At 54.8% G+C, this 16,745-nt stretch carries 11 protein-coding genes; 3 read left to right on the top strand and 8 right to left on the bottom strand.

Features of this window, described 5'->3' with window-relative positions:
- Positions 1-205 precede the first annotated feature (205 nt).
- The 3 genes from MK110_11015 to MK110_11005 form a co-directional block, all read right to left on the bottom strand.
- A complete protein-coding gene (locus MK110_11015) occupies positions 206-3,280 on the bottom strand; it encodes an MMPL family transporter (protein ID MCH2211825.1) in 3,075 nt (1,024 codons plus the stop codon).
- A gap of 418 nt (positions 3,281-3,698) precedes the next feature.
- Entirely contained in the window at positions 3,699-5,612 is a 1,914-nt protein-coding gene (locus MK110_11010; protein ID MCH2211824.1) for a VWA domain-containing protein, read from the bottom strand.
- Positions 5,613-6,071: 459 nt separating this feature from the next.
- Entirely contained in the window at positions 6,072-7,154 is a 1,083-nt protein-coding gene (locus MK110_11005; protein ID MCH2211823.1) for a PDZ domain-containing protein, read from the bottom strand.
- 575 nt (positions 7,155-7,729) lie between these two features.
- Between MK110_11005 and MK110_11000 the strand changes: the two genes are divergently transcribed.
- Positions 7,730-8,329 (top strand): 5-formyltetrahydrofolate cyclo-ligase, encoded by a 600-nt coding sequence (locus tag MK110_11000; protein MCH2211822.1) that lies wholly within the window; start codon positions 7,730-7,732, stop codon positions 8,327-8,329.
- 197 nt (positions 8,330-8,526) lie between these two features.
- On the opposite strand, the gene MK110_10995 is transcribed toward MK110_11000, so the two are convergent.
- The 4 genes from MK110_10995 to MK110_10980 form a co-directional block, all read right to left on the bottom strand.
- Positions 8,527-9,087, bottom strand: coding sequence for a thioredoxin family protein (locus tag MK110_10995; GenBank protein MCH2211821.1), 561 nt, complete (start codon positions 9,085-9,087; stop codon positions 8,527-8,529).
- A 296-nt stretch (positions 9,088-9,383) separates the two neighbouring features.
- Positions 9,384-11,183: an SLC13 family permease gene (locus tag MK110_10990; GenBank protein MCH2211820.1), complete on the bottom strand. Its 1,800-nt coding sequence runs from the start codon at positions 11,181-11,183 to the stop codon at positions 9,384-9,386.
- Between the two features lie 113 nt (positions 11,184-11,296).
- Complete coding sequence (locus tag MK110_10985; protein ID MCH2211819.1) at positions 11,297-12,292, bottom strand: 3'(2'),5'-bisphosphate nucleotidase; 996 nt, start codon at positions 12,290-12,292, stop codon at positions 11,297-11,299.
- 79 nt (positions 12,293-12,371) lie between these two features.
- Positions 12,372-13,529, bottom strand: coding sequence for an MFS transporter (locus MK110_10980; protein MCH2211818.1), 1,158 nt, complete (start codon positions 13,527-13,529; stop codon positions 12,372-12,374).
- 559 nt (positions 13,530-14,088) lie between these two features.
- Between MK110_10980 and MK110_10975 the strand changes: the two genes are divergently transcribed.
- The gene (locus tag MK110_10975; protein MCH2211817.1) at positions 14,089-15,039 is read left to right on the top strand and encodes a hypothetical protein; all 951 of its coding nucleotides are present in this window, start codon (positions 14,089-14,091) and stop codon (positions 15,037-15,039) included.
- A gap of 75 nt (positions 15,040-15,114) precedes the next feature.
- Complete coding sequence (locus MK110_10970) at positions 15,115-16,008, top strand: rhomboid family intramembrane serine protease (protein MCH2211816.1); 894 nt, start codon at positions 15,115-15,117, stop codon at positions 16,006-16,008.
- A 46-nt stretch (positions 16,009-16,054) separates the two neighbouring features.
- On the opposite strand, the gene MK110_10965 is transcribed toward MK110_10970, so the two are convergent.
- The gene (locus tag MK110_10965) at positions 16,055-16,657 is read right to left on the bottom strand and encodes a redoxin domain-containing protein (protein MCH2211815.1); all 603 of its coding nucleotides are present in this window, start codon (positions 16,655-16,657) and stop codon (positions 16,055-16,057) included.
- Positions 16,658-16,745 lie beyond the last annotated feature (88 nt).

Raw genomic sequence — 16,745 nt, 5'->3', positions numbered from 1 at the left:
CGCTGGGTTCAGTCCGGCCCGCATGGCTTCGGAGAGGATTTGGGCGTTCTCCACGCGGGAGGGTTTTAGGAACAGCGGGTGACGGAAGCGGGCCGGACTGTTGTCGAGTGAGGAGTCAGAGCGTGGCGTCTGTCCAGCGTCCGAAACGTACAGTCATCTGTGCACCTGTCCGGTATGAGCTGAATTGCGTCAATCCGGTGACCCGTTATGCGGCTCGCGCCAGACGTCGTTTTTCACGTCGAGTCATAGGACGGTTTTCATCGCCCGAAACAGCGGTGCCTCCCTGTTCCTCAGCGGTTGCGTGAATCTTTGGCTCGGGTTGGGGGACTGTGGGCTTATGTGCTGCCGGGATCGTAACGACCGTCGGCTGGTGTCGTGCCAGCAGCGTAAGGATTGCGGGAAGTGGAACCAGGGCGACCAACAGACAACCGGCGACTCCAATTGCCATCACAATTCCCACACTTACAAGTCCCTGATGGCCGACAAACACGAGACTGCCAAAACCGATGATTGAAGTCAGTGACGTGAGGATCACTCCGGTGAGCGTTTCTCCGGACGGAGAATAGTTCCTTGATCCACCGGCCACCTGATGTCGGTAGTCATGTACAATATGGATGCCGTCATCGACACCGATTCCCAGCACCAGCGGCAGCACGATCAAATTCAGCGGGTTGAAGTCCACTTGCAGGATCGTCATTGCCCCTGCCATTACGACCGCGCCAAACAGGGGAGGCAGCAGTGCGAGGATTGTGTCTCGTAGGTTCCGGACGTCGACAACCAGTGCGATAAACACGACCATCGACAGGTAGATCGTCACTAACAGGTTGAGATTCAGTTCGCCGGTTCGATGCTGCATCGTGTAACCGATGAACCCGCTGATTGCCATTGGAATCAGCAGTGTCAGCACTTTCTGACCTGGACGCAGAAAATCAAACAGCAGGAACAGGCTGATAATTGCCAGAGAATAAACAGCAATCGCCTTCCACGAGGATTGCAGCTGTAAAAACGATTCGTAGTTCTGCACTGGTGCCCCGGTTACTTCAGGATCGACCGTACGAATGTCCTGGACGAATGTTGTCAGGTCAGCCTGGTTCCAGATGTTCCTTGCCGGGTAGATTTTGACCAGCCATCGCTGCTTTCCGTCGATTCTGCGGTACAGCCGATTTCTCCATTCGGCAGGAATGTCATCGGGCCGCACGGGATCCAGACTGGTAGCGCGACCGATCCTTTGGAACTGGTGCATCAGCGAACCTGCCAGCAGATCCTGATAGGCACTCAGAACGGCGGTTTGTGTTTTTGTATTCAGTGTTACGAATCGGTTTAGAAAACGGTCGAGTTTTTCGGCAGGTGCGACCGCGGCCGGATCTCGGGAGACTCGCAGTGTGTGGTACAGAGCGTCAAGTTCCGTGCCGATTGTGCGGGGTCGGGCGGGTGAAAATGAGGGGATGCGACGTGCCAGACCGGCCACGCGATTGCGCAGATTCAAAATCCGCTGCTGTCTCGTCTGATCCGGGGCCGGCCGAAGCCAGCTGGCGACTTCACTGACGTGATGAACCGAAGGAAGTTCCTCCATCCGTGAGCTCAGCCTGACTGCGTCCTGCCGGGAATCAGCGACGGCGATTGCATACAGCAATGATTCGTCTGCGGTTTGCCAGAGTCTTCGCTGAGCCTGAACACTGGGCAGGTCAGGATCCTGAAGATGCATCAGGTTAGAGTCGTAGTTCACCTGCAGCTTCGGTTCACCGTGATGCCATCGAATAGCTTTGGAACCCAGTCCTGTGACAGCCAGCAGGGAGACACCCGCAACGATCAGTGGAATACCGGCGACAATACGTCGGTACAGTTTACCGATGATTGGACCGGGTAGAGTCACAGGGTTGGTTCCGGCGTCAGAGATCGCTATCAATGCGGGCAGGAACAGGAATGTGCACGCGACACAAATCAGAATGCCGCTTCCGGTGATGATTCCGAGTTCTGCGAGTCCTGGATATCCGGTCAGCGACGCACTTCCGAAGGCAAGTGCGGTGGTCATCGCTGATGTGATGATACCACCGCCGGAAACCCGTCCCGTCTGCTTGAGGGCTTCTTCCACATCATGAGTGGTTTGACGAATATGAAGATAACGCGACAGAAAGTGCACACCGAAGTCGACACCCAGTCCAATCAAGATCGACGCAAAACACACACTCAGGATGTTGAGGTGACCAACCGTAAGGGTGGCCACGCCAAACGTACAACTGAGTGCCACGACAAGCGTCAGTAATACCAGCATCGGATGGCGTACATTTCGAAATCCGAACGACAGCAGGCCCCCGACGGCGATAATTGCAAGTAACGCCGCGAGGATCATGTCATGACCCGCTCGCGACAACTCGTCGTGTTCCAGAGCGGGGATACCGGTTACAGATACTTTGAGTGGAGCCCCGGTGTCCCGATAGGAGGTTTCGACCTCTGCACAGATTTCCCGCAGACGGAGAACACTGGCGGCACCCGGATCCAGATCCTTTTCCTGTGGAACCACCACAGCATGCAGCCAGCCCATGTTTTGTTCGTCAGTCATCAGGTAGGCGAGACCCTGATCCTCCGCACCGTGATCAATACCAACCGTTATGAAGTCCTGCCATGGTGAAGGGAATGTGGATGACGTGTAGCGAACATCCTGCATGGTTCCGGAAAGGAAATCATCCAGACTGGAGACAAAACGATCAGCGTTTCGCAGGAGTGCGGCTTCCGGTTTGCCGTGTTCATGAGCCCGTCGCAGACCGCCGCGAAGTCGGCGACTGAAAGAGGCAAGATGCAGATTATCCCACTGATCACGGTCCCCGGCATCAGCAAATTTGTCCACGCGGCGTGCAGCCTCCTGCAGTTCGCGATTAGTCAGAAACTGCAGGCCCTTGCTGCGGATTTCACGTTGATCAATGCGGTACAGTATATCTCGAAAGTAATCCGGTTCGTTTCGGAGTCGATTTGCAATTTGGTCGAGTGCCGCCCTGATCTTTAATTTGTCGGGTTTTTTGGTTTCAACCACGACGATCAGATCGCCGTGACTGGAAAAGTCTGCCGTGAACTGTGACCACGACTGTGAAAATTCGTCCGCCGGATCAATCAGTGCGTCCCGACCGGTTCGTAGTTTCAGTTCGGAAACCGTCAAACCGGCGGCAGCACAGCCGAGGATCAATACCGGCCAAATCATGAATCGCGGCCATCGGGCCACTAATCCAACGATTCGCCCGATGAATCGGGACGTCAAGCCGGTTGTGTTTTCAGATTTATCTGCCACGATCGATCCGTCAATCGCCAATAGTCCCGAAAACTGTCACGCTTCCGGTGCCGCTGTTCCGGTGCCGCTGTTGTGCGTAATGCAGCGCTGCAGAAATAATCGTCAAAGGTCCTGCATCCGCAACAGTAGAATCTGTGGTGCTGTGCGGAGTCGCCGTGTTTCTATCGCCTGTGACGCAGGCAACGGAAACTAAAGGGGATGACGGGGGTTCGGGGATCGGCAGGAAGTGCCGCACCGGGGGCGGGCGTGTGCCGACAGCAGCAGGAATCTGCGGAATGTTGCCGAACGAACTGCGTTCCGTGGATCGTTGGGTCACAGCGGAATACGGAACGGTCTCGAGCACTTCCGCTGTGATCTGTGATGCGTCATCAGAAGCACTGTGTCGCCGGGGCGTGTTGAGTTGTCAGTTGACACCGTGTTAAAGTTTTGGCCGTGTGTCCTCTCGTCGCTGATCACGTTCCCGCTGCTGGCGGCGGCGCTGACTGTCCTCAGGAGCAAATTGAGGTCGATTGTTGTTGTTGCCTGGTCGAGTTGGGGTCACCTGCACCGTTGCTTCATTCCAGTTCCAGCCAAGCGGTTGTTCAAGTTCGGCTCTGGCCAGCCAGGCCCAGGGGGTCGACGGGTGTTCATCTATGACCCGACTAAGATATTCGGCGGCAGAATTGTGCAGGTTTTTGACTCGGGCGCCGGCATCACTGGATTCGGACGGAGTCAGAATCCACTGATTGGAACCTTGTTGTCGGAAGGATCGGGGGTTGGATTTCATCTGGGCAAGCATTGAATTGTAGCCAAATGCCCGAACACGCATCGCCAGTACTCGTCCCATTGCGAGGTCGTAACTGGCTCTCCAGCGATCTGTATCGAGCCTGTGACGGTCGCTTTCACCGCGCTCCAGAATTTGATGCAGCTGTTTAAGATAATAGTCGAGCCTTGCCAGCGGTTTCTGTGCTTCGGTGATCTGCTGTTTGAGCACGGCGTCAGTTGTGGCCAGAAAGCGTCGCTGCGGCTGGGAAACAGAATCTTCAGGGATGCTGCTGCCGGCAGCTTCAATCAGCGCCGCTTTTGCCCTGTTAGATGACAATTGTTTTTCATATTCACGCTGCGGCCGATAGTCCGGGGCGTATTGCCGCATGACTGACGGGTCAAAGCGAGGTCCGGTGGTCTGATCGGCGATAAAATATATGCCGCCGGTTTCCGCACACAGACGGGTCAGGGCGTAGGGGCCGAATCCGGAAGACATGCGGGCAAGATTCCGTGGGCTGCCTGTCCAGAACGGCACCTGCAGTGATTCGACCATTGCCGTTTCGGGGCCCTGGTCGACCGGGAGGTCTTCGACAAACCGGTCGCCGTTGGATTCCCACGTGTAGCGAACGAATCCCTTTTCACGACCGAAAACGGCCGAGTTTCCGATGCAGTAAACACGGGTACCGCTTCTGGCACATTTGCGGATGATTTGTTCCAGTTCGCCGAAATCGTCTCCGCGTTCGTCAGTGACCAGGATGAACATCAGATTGGCACGTTGTTCCTTTTTGTGTTTCAAAAACGTTCGCAGCGCCCGGTCCACTGCAGTGAACACGAATTCCTGACCGGTTTGGTCACTTTTGATACTGCGGATCGTTTCGATCAGCTCGTTGCCGGCACGAATCGGAGTTCCCTGAAGCATGTGAACGTCTGCGCCAAAACCGACGATTCCGGATGTCAAATTTTCGTCGACGTTGACATTCAGCTGACCAAGCTGTTCGTAAATTGCTTCAAATCGGTCGGCGATGACGGATCGACGTTTACTGAGCGACAATGATTCGTCAAACAGCCAGACTGCGATGGTTTTGCGCTCACGTAATGAAGCTGCAATTTCCCAGGTAATACGATCGATCGCACCCTCGGTTCCACCAGGATGTTCCGTCGTTCCCATCAGATCAACGGGCTCCAGCAGTTCAGCTTCGCTGGGAACGGGAAGAGTCGCCACCATTGGCAGAGCGGGGCTAATTTCCTCTTCAATGTACCGCATCTGATCGGGATGGGATTCCAGACCGGAAGTCTGAGCAATCGCCAGCGAAGCTCCGGGTATCTTCATGGGGCTGTTGGTACCGATGACCTGGGTAATTTCCGTGTCAATCACATACTCAGGGATCAATGGTTCTTCAGCAGGAACGGTCGACGTCAAGTCCAGACGGGATTCGGCCACAATGACCATACTCACGCTGCCCAGGCCCAGGGCCAGCAGGCCATGAACCAGCAGACTAAGCCCCCATGCCGGTACATCGTTGAGCCACCCGGCATCGCTGCCGGTGTCGCGGGCTCCGGAATTGGGATCAGCGTGTGTTGCGCTCACCGCAGTAGCTTCCATCGCAGAGTTCAGACACCGATTTCACTCAATGTCTGAGCGAAAACCGAATTGAAGTGACGCTTACCGGAGTCTACGGGTTGCGTCCGGTGCTCAGTCGATAACAACCAGGCAACGCGATTTAACTGTTTACAGAACAGACTCCTTCGTACAGAACGGGCCCATGCCATCATAGGTCCGGTTCCAGTATCGGACAATCAGCTTCCTTGCTGAATCCTGTGCTCAACGGTCTGTGATATCGTGTCGTGAGTGTTGTCTTGTTCGGTTAGAGTCGTCCGGATGGCAGCGCAACTCAGGTTCACTGAAACTTCCACGCGCGGCGGGACGGAGATGTTCTTGCTAAACCTGCAGATTCGGTGATGAACGCAGGTGAAAGGGGGTATTTCTGTCTCACAGCAGGCACACGGAATGCGCATCCGGGCGTCTGTTTTCCTTCTGAGGACAGTATCATGGCACCGTATTGGCAGCATCCGGTGGTTCGACGGGCGATTTCGGTTCGCTGGCCGTGGTTTCCACCGCGTGGACATAGTCCTGCCAACTTCGCAGTCGAACGGGAATCGAGAGTGAGACATTTGTTCTGCCCGCGTTACCGATGGTTACGCGGTTGACAAGGACTTCGACTGAGTTGCCGGCTGCGAAATTGCGCAATTCACTAACAAGATCGTCGAATCCTGCGATTTCGCGGTCAGCCACAGCGGTGATCACATCCCCACTCATCAGTCCTGCTGCGTCAGCCGATCCAAACGGTACGACCGATCGAATATGACAGCCCGTACCGGCAGCAACACCACTTCCGGTGATTCCCAGCATGACCTCACCGCGTTCCTGCACACGCTGGCCGAAGATTCCTTTGATCCATGTTTCTGAGTCGCGATCGAGGCTGTTTCCATCAATCAGAAAGACCACCACCGGTGGCTGAGCCCCCTGGTTGCGGCCACCCGGCCGTCGTCGACCGGCACCGGCAACTGCACCAAAACCTGGATTTTTCTGTGCTTCAATCCCCGGAAGACGTCGGAGTAATCTCACCGTTGATGCATCGCCCTGCCATCTGTCGGTAAAAAACACCTGAATGCTTTTCGGTATCGAGTTCTGATTGTTGAACAATATTCTCGGTAACGCATTCTGCGGTCGTTTTCCCTGATTGATGCGACGGCGAGCGTGGACAGCCTGTGCTGCGGCAGCAACCTCCGGAAGCAAAACGGAAACGCCGAGCCGTCGCAGTTCTTTTATTGTCAGCTTTCCGCGGATCTCCCAGTGGTTTGACAGCACCCAGAGCGCTTCTTCACGAACCAGATGCCGCTCCGAACCGGGCAATAACTCAAGGCCCTCCCATGCGGTCCTGGCGGCCGTCGTATTATTGCTTAAAAAATGATACTCCAGAGCACGCACACAACGCACGGCGGTTTCGGCGGCCGGCTGTGTCTTTGCATGATCTGCCAGCAACGCGATCTGATGTTCATCGAGTTTTCTAAGTTGAACCTGAGCTGACTCCCGTGTTGCGAAGTCAGGAGAATTCAACTGCAACAGCACTGCCTTCAAATCGATTGTCCGGTCATCTGTGCCACGCGTTACCGCACAGACAGAAACGCTGCAGAGGAGACACATTATTAACAGGGTGACAAACTTCATGTGTCGTTCGGAAATCAAACCATGTGCTGCGCGAGGGGCAAAACATCAGACGGACTGCGGACGCCATTGTTTCAGCAGAGACACTCATCTGCAATATCACAGTCGCCATGCAGACGCAGAAAGGATGTTCCCGGTTTTGTGAGTCCATCTTCGAATAAATGTTCCGCTGAATTTCGGGGAACAGTCCCCGCCGTATTTGTCTGTTTCGCCCGGAATCACAAGATCCGAACCGTGTTTGGGTGTGCTCGTTGAATCGTTTCCCTCACGGTGTTAGAAAGTGATCGGAACCTCCATGCTCCATCCCGGGTTGGGGCATGGCCACTGACAGGGCAGGCTGCCGGTCGGGAACCGTGTTTTCCGGGAAACTGTCATCGGAAGTACTGTCATCGACTGTGGCTGTTTTCTCCTCAACGCGCGTCGGTCCGGTCAGGAGTGCATGTGATATCATAGGACTCCGGCGAATCAGGGATTGCGGGATGACTTTCAGAGATGTCCGAAACCTCAAAAAGCAAATCCGTCGCACTGCCCTTTCCCGGCGGGACGATCAGCAGCACAAAGATGAACTGAGTGCCCGTATTGTGGGGGCATTCATGTCGCTGCCCGAATATGCCACCGCGTCCAGCGTCATGTTTTACATCGATGTCCGCAGTGAAGTACGTACGCGTCAGTTTCTTCCGGATGCGCTCCACAGCGGAAAGACGATCGTTGTGCCCTGGTGCAACGACCGCGGTGAGCTGGAGCTGTTCCGTCTGGCGGGTCTGGATGAGCTGGAAACCGGCAGGTACCAGATTCCGGAACCTCGTGAAAATCTTCGAAACCTTCCGGACAAACAGGTCAGTTTGGAAGAACCGGATGTGATCATCGTACCCGGAATCGGATTTGACGTCCGCGGCGGTCGAGTCGGATCCGGCAGGGGATATTATGACAAACTGCTGAAACATGTGAGGACAGACACACAAATCATCGCACTGGCGTTTGAGTGTCAGATGTTGGACGAAATACCGGTTGCCGAGCATGACGTCCTGATGGACAAAGTTATTACGGAAGACCGGATCTATCCGGGACAGGGACGCTGATTTCCGGTCCACGGCCGCGGCCAGCTTATAGTCCTGTGACTCGGCTGCGCGGCGGGTATAGGTGGCGGAACCGGATGACACCAAGGTCCCGCTTTGCTCATGCACTCAGGATGAGTGCCATACAACTACCCGGGTCGCCCTGCAAATATTAATGGACGCCGATGAGAAGACAGTCATGCAGGTCGGCAGCTGTCGATTTAATCGTTGTGGAGTTTTCGAAGACGTCCGGACAATCGCAGCATCAGCTGAATCCGCTCAAACTCATTCAGCCATTCCTGGGTAACCTGCCGCAACAATGATGTTTCTGCTGCGGCGATTCCTGACGGGCAGGCGGTTCCCAGTTGTGTGGCCGCCATCTCCCGGTATTTGGCCAGTGTTCGGTCGCCGTAACGACCGCAAATCTGGTGATCTTCACTTAAAAACAATACTGAAGGCACACGCGCGGCCCCGCAGGTCGAAAGAATTTGAGCGAGATCAGCATGTTCATCACGGTCGAAATAGCGAATGTGAATTCTGTCGGTGGCTGTTGCGAAATGGTCGAAGATCGGACATTGATTGACACAGTCCCCGCACCAGGCTCCGGCGAGAACCAGTACCCGCATGTCACGGACAAAACCGGACAGCAGGTTTCGCTGCTCCTCTGTGAGACTGACCTGTTCGTGAATTGTGCGCCATCGCGTCTTTTGTTCGTCTGTCGCAAATTGGGTGAGGAATGACTCGTACGTCAGTCCGGATTCAAATTTTGTGGCAGGAATCATGAAATCTCTCTGAATTCTTTGGTGTGTCAGCATGAATTGGCTGTATCCACGGCGTCATCACGAATGACGCCCGTCCGTCGAGCGAACGTAGAGTGGATGGTGGGGAACCTAAGTGCCGGCGCGACACATAGCAGCCGGTTCGCATGTTGCCGGTATTAAGGTAATGGATACTGACCCGGTGCCCGTCTGATTATTCGCCGTAATCAAATCTAATTGTTTCACAGAATAAACGATAACGCGGACAAAGGGATGTTCAATGGCTCACAGACGAATCATACACAGACCCTGAAAGAGGATCAGAAAGGCCAGACCACCGGCGCGATCAGTAGAGTGACAAGACCAACCAGAATGGTGAGCGGAACGCCCAGTCGCAGATAATCACTGGAACGATAAGCACCCGGACCGTAGACCATCATGTTGGTTTGATAGCCAAATGGAGTGGCAAAACATGCGGCACAACCCATGATCACCGTCACCGCAAAGGGGGCAAACTGGGTGCCAAGTGACTCGGAGGCAGCCTGAGCAATATTGAGTGTTATAATGGCAGCCGCCTTGGCGGTAATCATGTTTGACAGCAATGATGCGATGACGAACACGGCCGTGAGCATGATGTATGGGTTTTGACCTACCACGAGAGTGAGCTGCTGTATGATAAAGTCATCGGCGCCGCAGACATCCATGGCGTTTCCGATTCCGATGCCCGCTGCCATGACTGTGATCACATTCCAGTCAATCGATCGTCGCGCTTCACTGGCGCGTGTGCATCGAAAAAGAATCATCAGCAGGGCAGCCAGCAGGGCAGCCAGCAGGGTAGCGGTGCTGCCGGGCAGCCACCGGGTCAGAACAGACGCTGCCAGTACAAAACTGAACATCAACAGGCGGGCGGTCCAGGCATATTCGTGACGAACCGGACTGGAATCCTGAACTTCGCTGACCAGAAAGAAATGTCGCGAGTTGCGCTGTTGTTTGGCAAATCCGTCACTGGCTTCCAGCAGAATTGTGTCGCCTGGCTCCAGACGAATATCGCCGATCTTTTCTGTGAGTCGAACACCGTCACGACTGACAGCGATAATGGCCGCATTGTAGTGAGAACGAAATTCTGAATCCCGGACTGTCATCCGCAGGAACGGATAGCTGGTGGAGACCACAGCCTCCACCAGACTTCGCAGAGATCGCGGACCGTCCAGTTGAAACAGTGGATCAATAGCAGGTTCCAGCCCCGGTATTCTCTGGAGGTCTACCACAGATGTGACAATTCCAACGAAGACCAGCTGGTCTCTGGCCTGCAGCACCGTTTCTGAACCGACCGCAGGAATCACCGTTCCGTTTCGGTTGATTTCCATCAGATACATGCCGGAAAGATGACGCAGACCGGCAGCTTCAATCGACTTGCCCACCAGCGGACTGCCTTCCTGTACAATCATTTCAACCGTGTATTCACGAGGGTCGTCCATCGCAGTAAATGCAGGCCGGCGTTCGGGCAGCAGCCATTGGGTGGCGGCTGCGATGAATCCCAGACCAACAACCAGTGCGGGAACTCCAATAATGGACAGTTCGAACATTGACAGTTGCATGTCCCGACTCAGTTGATTGTTGATCACGATCGTAGTGCTGGTCCCAATCAACGTGCAGGTGCCGCCCAGAATGGCCGCGTAGCTTAGCGGCAGGAACAAATGGCTGACGGAGATGCGATATTTTCGTGACCAGTCGTTGATAATGGGCATCATCAGCGCCACCACGGGGGTATTGTTCAGAAACGCACTCAGGATTGCGGCAGGGACCATAGCTCTCATCTGAGCTGACAGCCGACTTTTCGGCACGCCCAACAGCTGTAGTCCGATCCATTCAAAGGCACCGGTGCGGTACAGCCCGTCAGCAAGTACAAACAGAACTGCGACTGTCAGTACGCCCGGGTTTGCGAACCCCTTCAATCCGTCCTCGACACTCAGTCCGTTCACCGGGTCAAACACACCATAAATCAGCAGCAGGGTCAGGCCGCCCAGCAGAGTGATGTCTGCCGGGAACCGGTACAGCATGATGCCGGCAATTGAAGCGACAATGACCAACAGCGTGACAGTAACAGCCAGCCATTCCATGCGATCTGATTCCAGGGCTTAACGCTGGTAATCGGGCACCAGCCTGAGTGGTTTGCTGAAAAAAAATGTGAGTCCACCGATTGCTCGGGGCGACGTCCGTGAGTTTCTGCAGATCAGGCCGGTGCGCACGTGCCAACCACGTCGACCACCCGCTGATGAAACCGGCCGTTTGTTACGATCATTCCTTCGTTGGTCGACAGTGTCCGGCCATGATTGAATTCCGGCGGGATTCCATGAATGTCCGTGACACAACCACCGGCTTCTTCTACCAGGATCACGCCGCCGGCATGATCCCAGATCTTTTCCTGATAGTCCCTGCGCGTGGGCAGCCTGAGATAGATATCGGCATCTCCCCGGGCCACGGCGAGGTATTTGCACTGGCTGTCAATTCGGAATGGCTCTCGTGTGATGTTCAGAACAGAAGCAATTTTGCCTGACCAGTCGTGCGAACTATGGCCGGATTCGACTGATTCACAGAACCGGCCGGCGGATGCCTGTTGTGTATCCGTGACGTGGAGTCTCCGGGGAGGCGATTCGGCAGAATCCAGAGGAACCATCCAGCTGCCTTTCCCTTGAACAGCCCATGCGAGGACACCGCAGGCCCCGTCCGGTTCGCCAGAATTGACAGGCAGACCGGGACATCCAAGAACTCCCAGCGCGATGGTCCCGTCAATGATCAGAGCCAGTGAGATGGCGTATTGATCTTTTCGCAGAAAGCCTTTGGTGCCATCGATCGGGTCGAGTGTCCAGAATCGAGAGCAATAGGCGGACTGCTGACCGCGATCGATCCAGTCACAGACATCGTCGACAGAACAGGGTTCGCCGGCTGCGACACATTCCTGATGGACAAGCCGCAGAAACGCCCCCCCTTCGGGTTTACGCAGTTGGTCGGCTCCTTCTTCTCCGATCACCGGATCGTTCGGATACTCCTGCTGTAGCTGCCTGCAAATCAGAGCCTGACTCGCAAAGTCGGCTACGGTTACCGGACTGCTGTCTTTCTTTTTCAAAGCATCCGGATCCATCGATGCCTGAACGGATCGACAGACAACTGCTGCCTGACGCACTGCCGTCAGAGCCGCGTTCAATTCCGGAAGTTCTGAGGGGTTCATAAAATATGACAGCCGAAATAGTTCTGCGGAACGGACGAGTGAGCGGTGATTGTCGTTGTGTGGTTTCGAAAAACAAGCTTTAGCACACTCGTTCGTGTGATCGCTGAAATTCAGCTGAACGAGGTTCGATAATAAAGAGTGTGACGATCCACGAAACAGCAGACGCTGCGGAGACAAGTAAGAATGGAAGAACGTATCCTGTGTGGGTAATCATCACTCCTGCGACCGGGGACAGGAAAATGATCGGTGTGGTGCTGAGAGCTGTGGTGCTGATGTAGATCGGATGCTGCTGAGGCGCGGTCAATTCAAGCACGTAATTGATTTTCATCCGAAACGTGACCGGAACCGTGCCCAGCCATAAAAAAGTAATCCAGTACCAGTCAGCGCTACCGATGAGCCACAGTCCCAGCGGAACGATAGGCGACAGGGTTGCTGCCAGGGTCAGCATTCGCAGTGCACTTCGTGTCCCTCGGGAGTCAGCAATTTTTCCGGCAACCCAGCTGAAACCCGCCGCGCCCAGATTCTGGCAGATTACCCAACTCATCAGCATGTGATTTTCATAGTCAGGCAGACTGCGTCCCAGTCTTTGATAGTACGGAAACAGCACCATTGGGCATGCGACCAGAGCACTCAGCATACACATCCGTCTCAGATGCCGGTCGTTTTGCAGAAAATAGACGGCATCCCGCAGGGGCTGACGTCGTTCTGCCGACGGAATCGGTTGATCTGCAGACTCCCGAAGAAACCGTGCACAAAAGCCGGCAATCACAAAAACGCAGCCTGTGAACAGGAAAACGGCCCAAAATTTGGGTGAAGACTGGTCGACCCAGGGACGCATGACGAACACAACCGCGAGAATGGACACCGGTGATCCGATGTAGCCGGCGACTGCAATCAGTCGACCACGCCGGTTGGGAGTAATCAGCTTACCCTGAATCGTGTTGAAGACTGCCTGATTCATGCCTGTCGTCGCAAAGAACACCGCGTACAGACACAGGAATATTATCGGCATGCTGTCCTGAACCTCTGATCCCGACCAGGCCAACAGACCGCTCAACGCCAGAAACGGGATTCCCATTAACATGGTTGTTCTGAACAGCCAACGCGACTTGCGGGGTGTGTCCCGCAAGCGTCCGGACAACAGCAGAGGTGTCACGGACTGGCCCAGGCGATTGAGCGGAGGCAGCAGTCCACTCAGCCAGCCGGTCGATGTGATGCTGTCCAGAAATGCCGGCATCACCACGCTCTCGGTCTTGAAAATCCATGCAACACGGAACAGGACCTGATGGAAAATCAGCGTGATTGTATTGTGGCGTTCTGTGCAGATCTGCGAATCGACTGATTCCGGTTCTGCTGCGGAAGGTGATTGTTCTGCTGTTCCCCGCAAATTCGACAATGGCGTGCTTTGACTGTGGTGGATGGGGTTAATCGAAAAATCCGGGTTCCGGGTTAATCCTGTATTTGCGACGATGCAGGCCTGTGGAAAAGAGCGACAGGTCGAAATTGCCCCCGCACAACCCGGTGCTTTGTGAGACTGTAGCGAATCACAGGCCCGTAAATCCGGCTGAATCTACCGGATTTTCGAGGATTCAGGTCCTCTGAAAAGAGAACAAGGATGACGCAGAGCCTGCCATCTGGTTAAGCTGGGGGGGCGAAGATGCGAGATTTTAATCGAATTGTCACAGCATGGCGGGAGCTGCAATATCCCGACAAGTTTCAGGTCTGTGCCGCCGATGGATCGCATAGGACCCGTTTTCAGACGGTACCGCGGCAGCGACAGGTTCCCGGAGGTTCGAATGACAACAATCGGAAAAGTCTTCCTGTGGCTAACTGTCATCGGTCTGGGTGTAATTTCCGTGTGGCTTTTGCCCGCTGTTGGGAAGCACCACAATGATGTGTCCACCAAGCTGGTGAGCAGCCGGGATTCGCTTGACAAGGCCATCACTCGTCACCGGGACACTCAACGGGAACTCTCAGAGCAGCAATACCAGCTTGCAGGAGTCAAGATAGGCTGGGATAAAAGCTGGAATATTGAACAGAGTGCCGAATCCGGAGTAGAAGTTGATGGGGGACGCCTGAATGTACGCGGTCTGGGAACGAATGTCGGTCTGATTCCTGTTCTGGATGACGCCGGACAGTCGGTCGAACCGGCGGTGTATGCCTTTAAGCAAATGGCAGACGGCAACATGTTTTATGTGGGTGAATTTCAGGTTGAACAACGCAGGGACATAGAATGTACGCTGCTTCCTAACTGGCAGGTGACCCAGGAGGAACTTAACGTCTGGCTGACAGATCCTGAGTTGCCGTGGAGATTTCGATCTTTGGTTCCGGCCCCGCTGCGACTGCAGATTGATGAACTTCACTCGCAACTGCAGAAACTTTCTGAAGATTACTCTGAAATTCAGGCGAACGTTGCTCAGCAGACCATTCTGCTTGAACAGGCAAAATCACAACTGGAAATTCGCAGGCAGGAACTTCTGGGTCATTCCGATGCTCAGGTGATCCCCGGACATCCGGAATACACCGACGGACGGCTGAAGGCAGTCTCCGTCATGGAAGAGACCCGGAACGACCTGTTGATTCAAGTCGATCGACTGCGGCGGGAAATTCGGCAGGCCGGTGAGCTGCGTGATCAGTTACAGCGTCGACTGGACGACTCCAATCGACAGTTGGCGACTGCACAGAAGGATCAGCTGAACCCAAACGGAGAGGCCGTCGGGGTGGCCGTGTCTCCGAAGCCGCGCTAGAGTTCATGGTGGACAGCGGCCGTTACCGTTCGGTCACTGCCTGACGGCCTGCAACGTCTGTTGGTGGATTTCGATATGGGGATCGACTCTCGCGAATACCTCAGAGACGATGGTGACGTCGCGTTCAATGGTCGCGGGTCTGTCCAGCCGATGTCCGTGGTGACGAAGATCATTCTGGCGACCGTGGCCGTCTTCGTACTGCAGGTGGTGCTAAAATCGCAGGACGGCAGGTCCGTACTCGAACGATGGTTCATTTTAAACGGTTCGGAACTGTTCGGTGGACAGATCTGGCGTTTGCTTTCTTACGCATTTCTGCACGATACCGGATATCTGCTGCACATTGGGCTCAACATGTACATGCTGTATGTGCTGGGCCGGGCAACGGCGCAGCTAACGGGTAACCGCGAATTTCTCTGGTTTTATGCGGTCTCGGCGATGTTTTCCGGTCTGTGCTCAGTGTGCTTTTATCGTCTGCTGAAGGTCGATCCAAACATTCTGGGAGCATCGGGTGCTGTTTATGCGGTGTTCACGCTGTTTGCGATGCACTACCCGCGACAGAAGCTGTACCTTTTTGGACTTCTGGGAATCGAAGTTCGCTGGCTGCTGCTGATCTACGTAGCCATTGAGGCCAATCCGGTTATCCGACAACTGGCGGATGGAGAACTCGGCAGAGACGGAACGGCTCACAGCGCGCACCTTGGAGGCCTGTTGTTCGGCTGGCTGTATTTTCGCTGGAACATGCGATTTTCGAACTGGTGGGATGGTGTCGCAGGTCGCGCGTCCACCCGCATCCGGGCCGGAAAATCGGGTTTGCGAGTCTATAATCCCAAGGAGCAGCCGGAGTCCAATCTTTCCGACCGGGTTGATGCCATTCTGGCCAAGATCTCCCGCGAGGGTGAACAGTCGCTGACGGACCGTGAACGCCGCATTCTTCGCCAGGCAAGCGAACAAATGAAAAAACGCCGTTGACCGGTCGTCAGCAGCTGGCAAACACTGTCCGGGCAGCCAGGTTCGTTTATTGCTTTGTGGATGCCTGTGCGTTGTTTTTGACTGTGTCCCTGACGTCTACCTGCTCCGTGTCCAGCAGATCTGCCACATACTGAGACACTTTGTTGGCCAGCAATCCGCTGGGATCGCATCCAGCCGCGATCGACCGGATTTTTCCGCCCTTTTCGATCAGAAAGTTGGTGGGCATGGTCTTTGTCTGGAAGGTCTTCCAGCTGTTGCCGTCCGAATCCACGGCGTACATCATCTTCAACTTCTTTTGTTGGACGTAATCTTCGACCTTGGCATCCGGCTCGCGGAAAATTGCCAGGCTGGTGAGGCCCAGCTCTTTGTATTCCTCATGCATGGTCTGAAAATAGGCCAGTTCCTTGTCGCAGCCGGAGCATCCGCAGGTGAGTCGCACCAGCACGGGGCCCTGATCGGTCAGTTGTTTCAGGTCGATTTGTTTGCCACTGGAATCTTTAATCCTGAATTCCGGCGCAGTGGCTCCAATGACGACCGTCTTTTTGACTTCGGAATCTTTGGTGGCTGCGTCCGCCGACTTCTCTTCAGCCATCACCACTGACGACCCCACCAGCACAAACATCAGCATTACGGAAAGACGTGACTTCATAACGGGCTCCATTGAACTCAGAGTGTTAGGTGGGAAATTACAGTTATGGTCGGCACCTGGCGAAGTGGCCTTGTAAATGGTATCAGTC

Origin of the sequence: Fuerstiella sp. (assembly GCA_022447225.1) — a bacterium.
GTDB lineage: Bacteria > Planctomycetota > Planctomycetia > Planctomycetales > Planctomycetaceae > S139-18.
The sequence above is the reverse complement of the archived record's forward strand: the minus strand, read 5'-3'. Positions and strand labels throughout refer to the sequence as shown.

Bases quoted from the DNA above. Each gene is read 5' to 3' on its own strand.
- MK110_10990 (MCH2211820.1), bottom strand. From the start codon at position 11,183: ATGGAATGGCTGGCTGTTACTGTCACGCTGTTGGTCATTGTCGCTTCA.
- MK110_10970 (MCH2211816.1), top strand. From the start codon at position 15,115: ATGGGGATCGACTCTCGCGAATACCTCAGAGACGATGGTGACGTCGCG.
- MK110_10985 (MCH2211819.1), bottom strand. From the start codon at position 12,292: ATGAACCCCTCAGAACTTCCGGAATTGAACGCGGCTCTGACGGCAGTG.
- MK110_10995 (MCH2211821.1), bottom strand. From the start codon at position 9,087: ATGATTCCTGCCACAAAATTTGAATCCGGACTGACGTACGAGTCATTC.
- MK110_11000 (MCH2211822.1), top strand. From the start codon at position 7,730: ATGACTTTCAGAGATGTCCGAAACCTCAAAAAGCAAATCCGTCGCACT.
- MK110_10980 (MCH2211818.1), bottom strand. From the start codon at position 13,529: ATGCCGGCATTTCTGGACAGCATCACATCGACCGGCTGGCTGAGTGGA.
- MK110_10975 (MCH2211817.1), top strand. From the start codon at position 14,089: ATGACAACAATCGGAAAAGTCTTCCTGTGGCTAACTGTCATCGGTCTG.
- MK110_10965 (MCH2211815.1), bottom strand. From the start codon at position 16,657: ATGAAGTCACGTCTTTCCGTAATGCTGATGTTTGTGCTGGTGGGGTCG.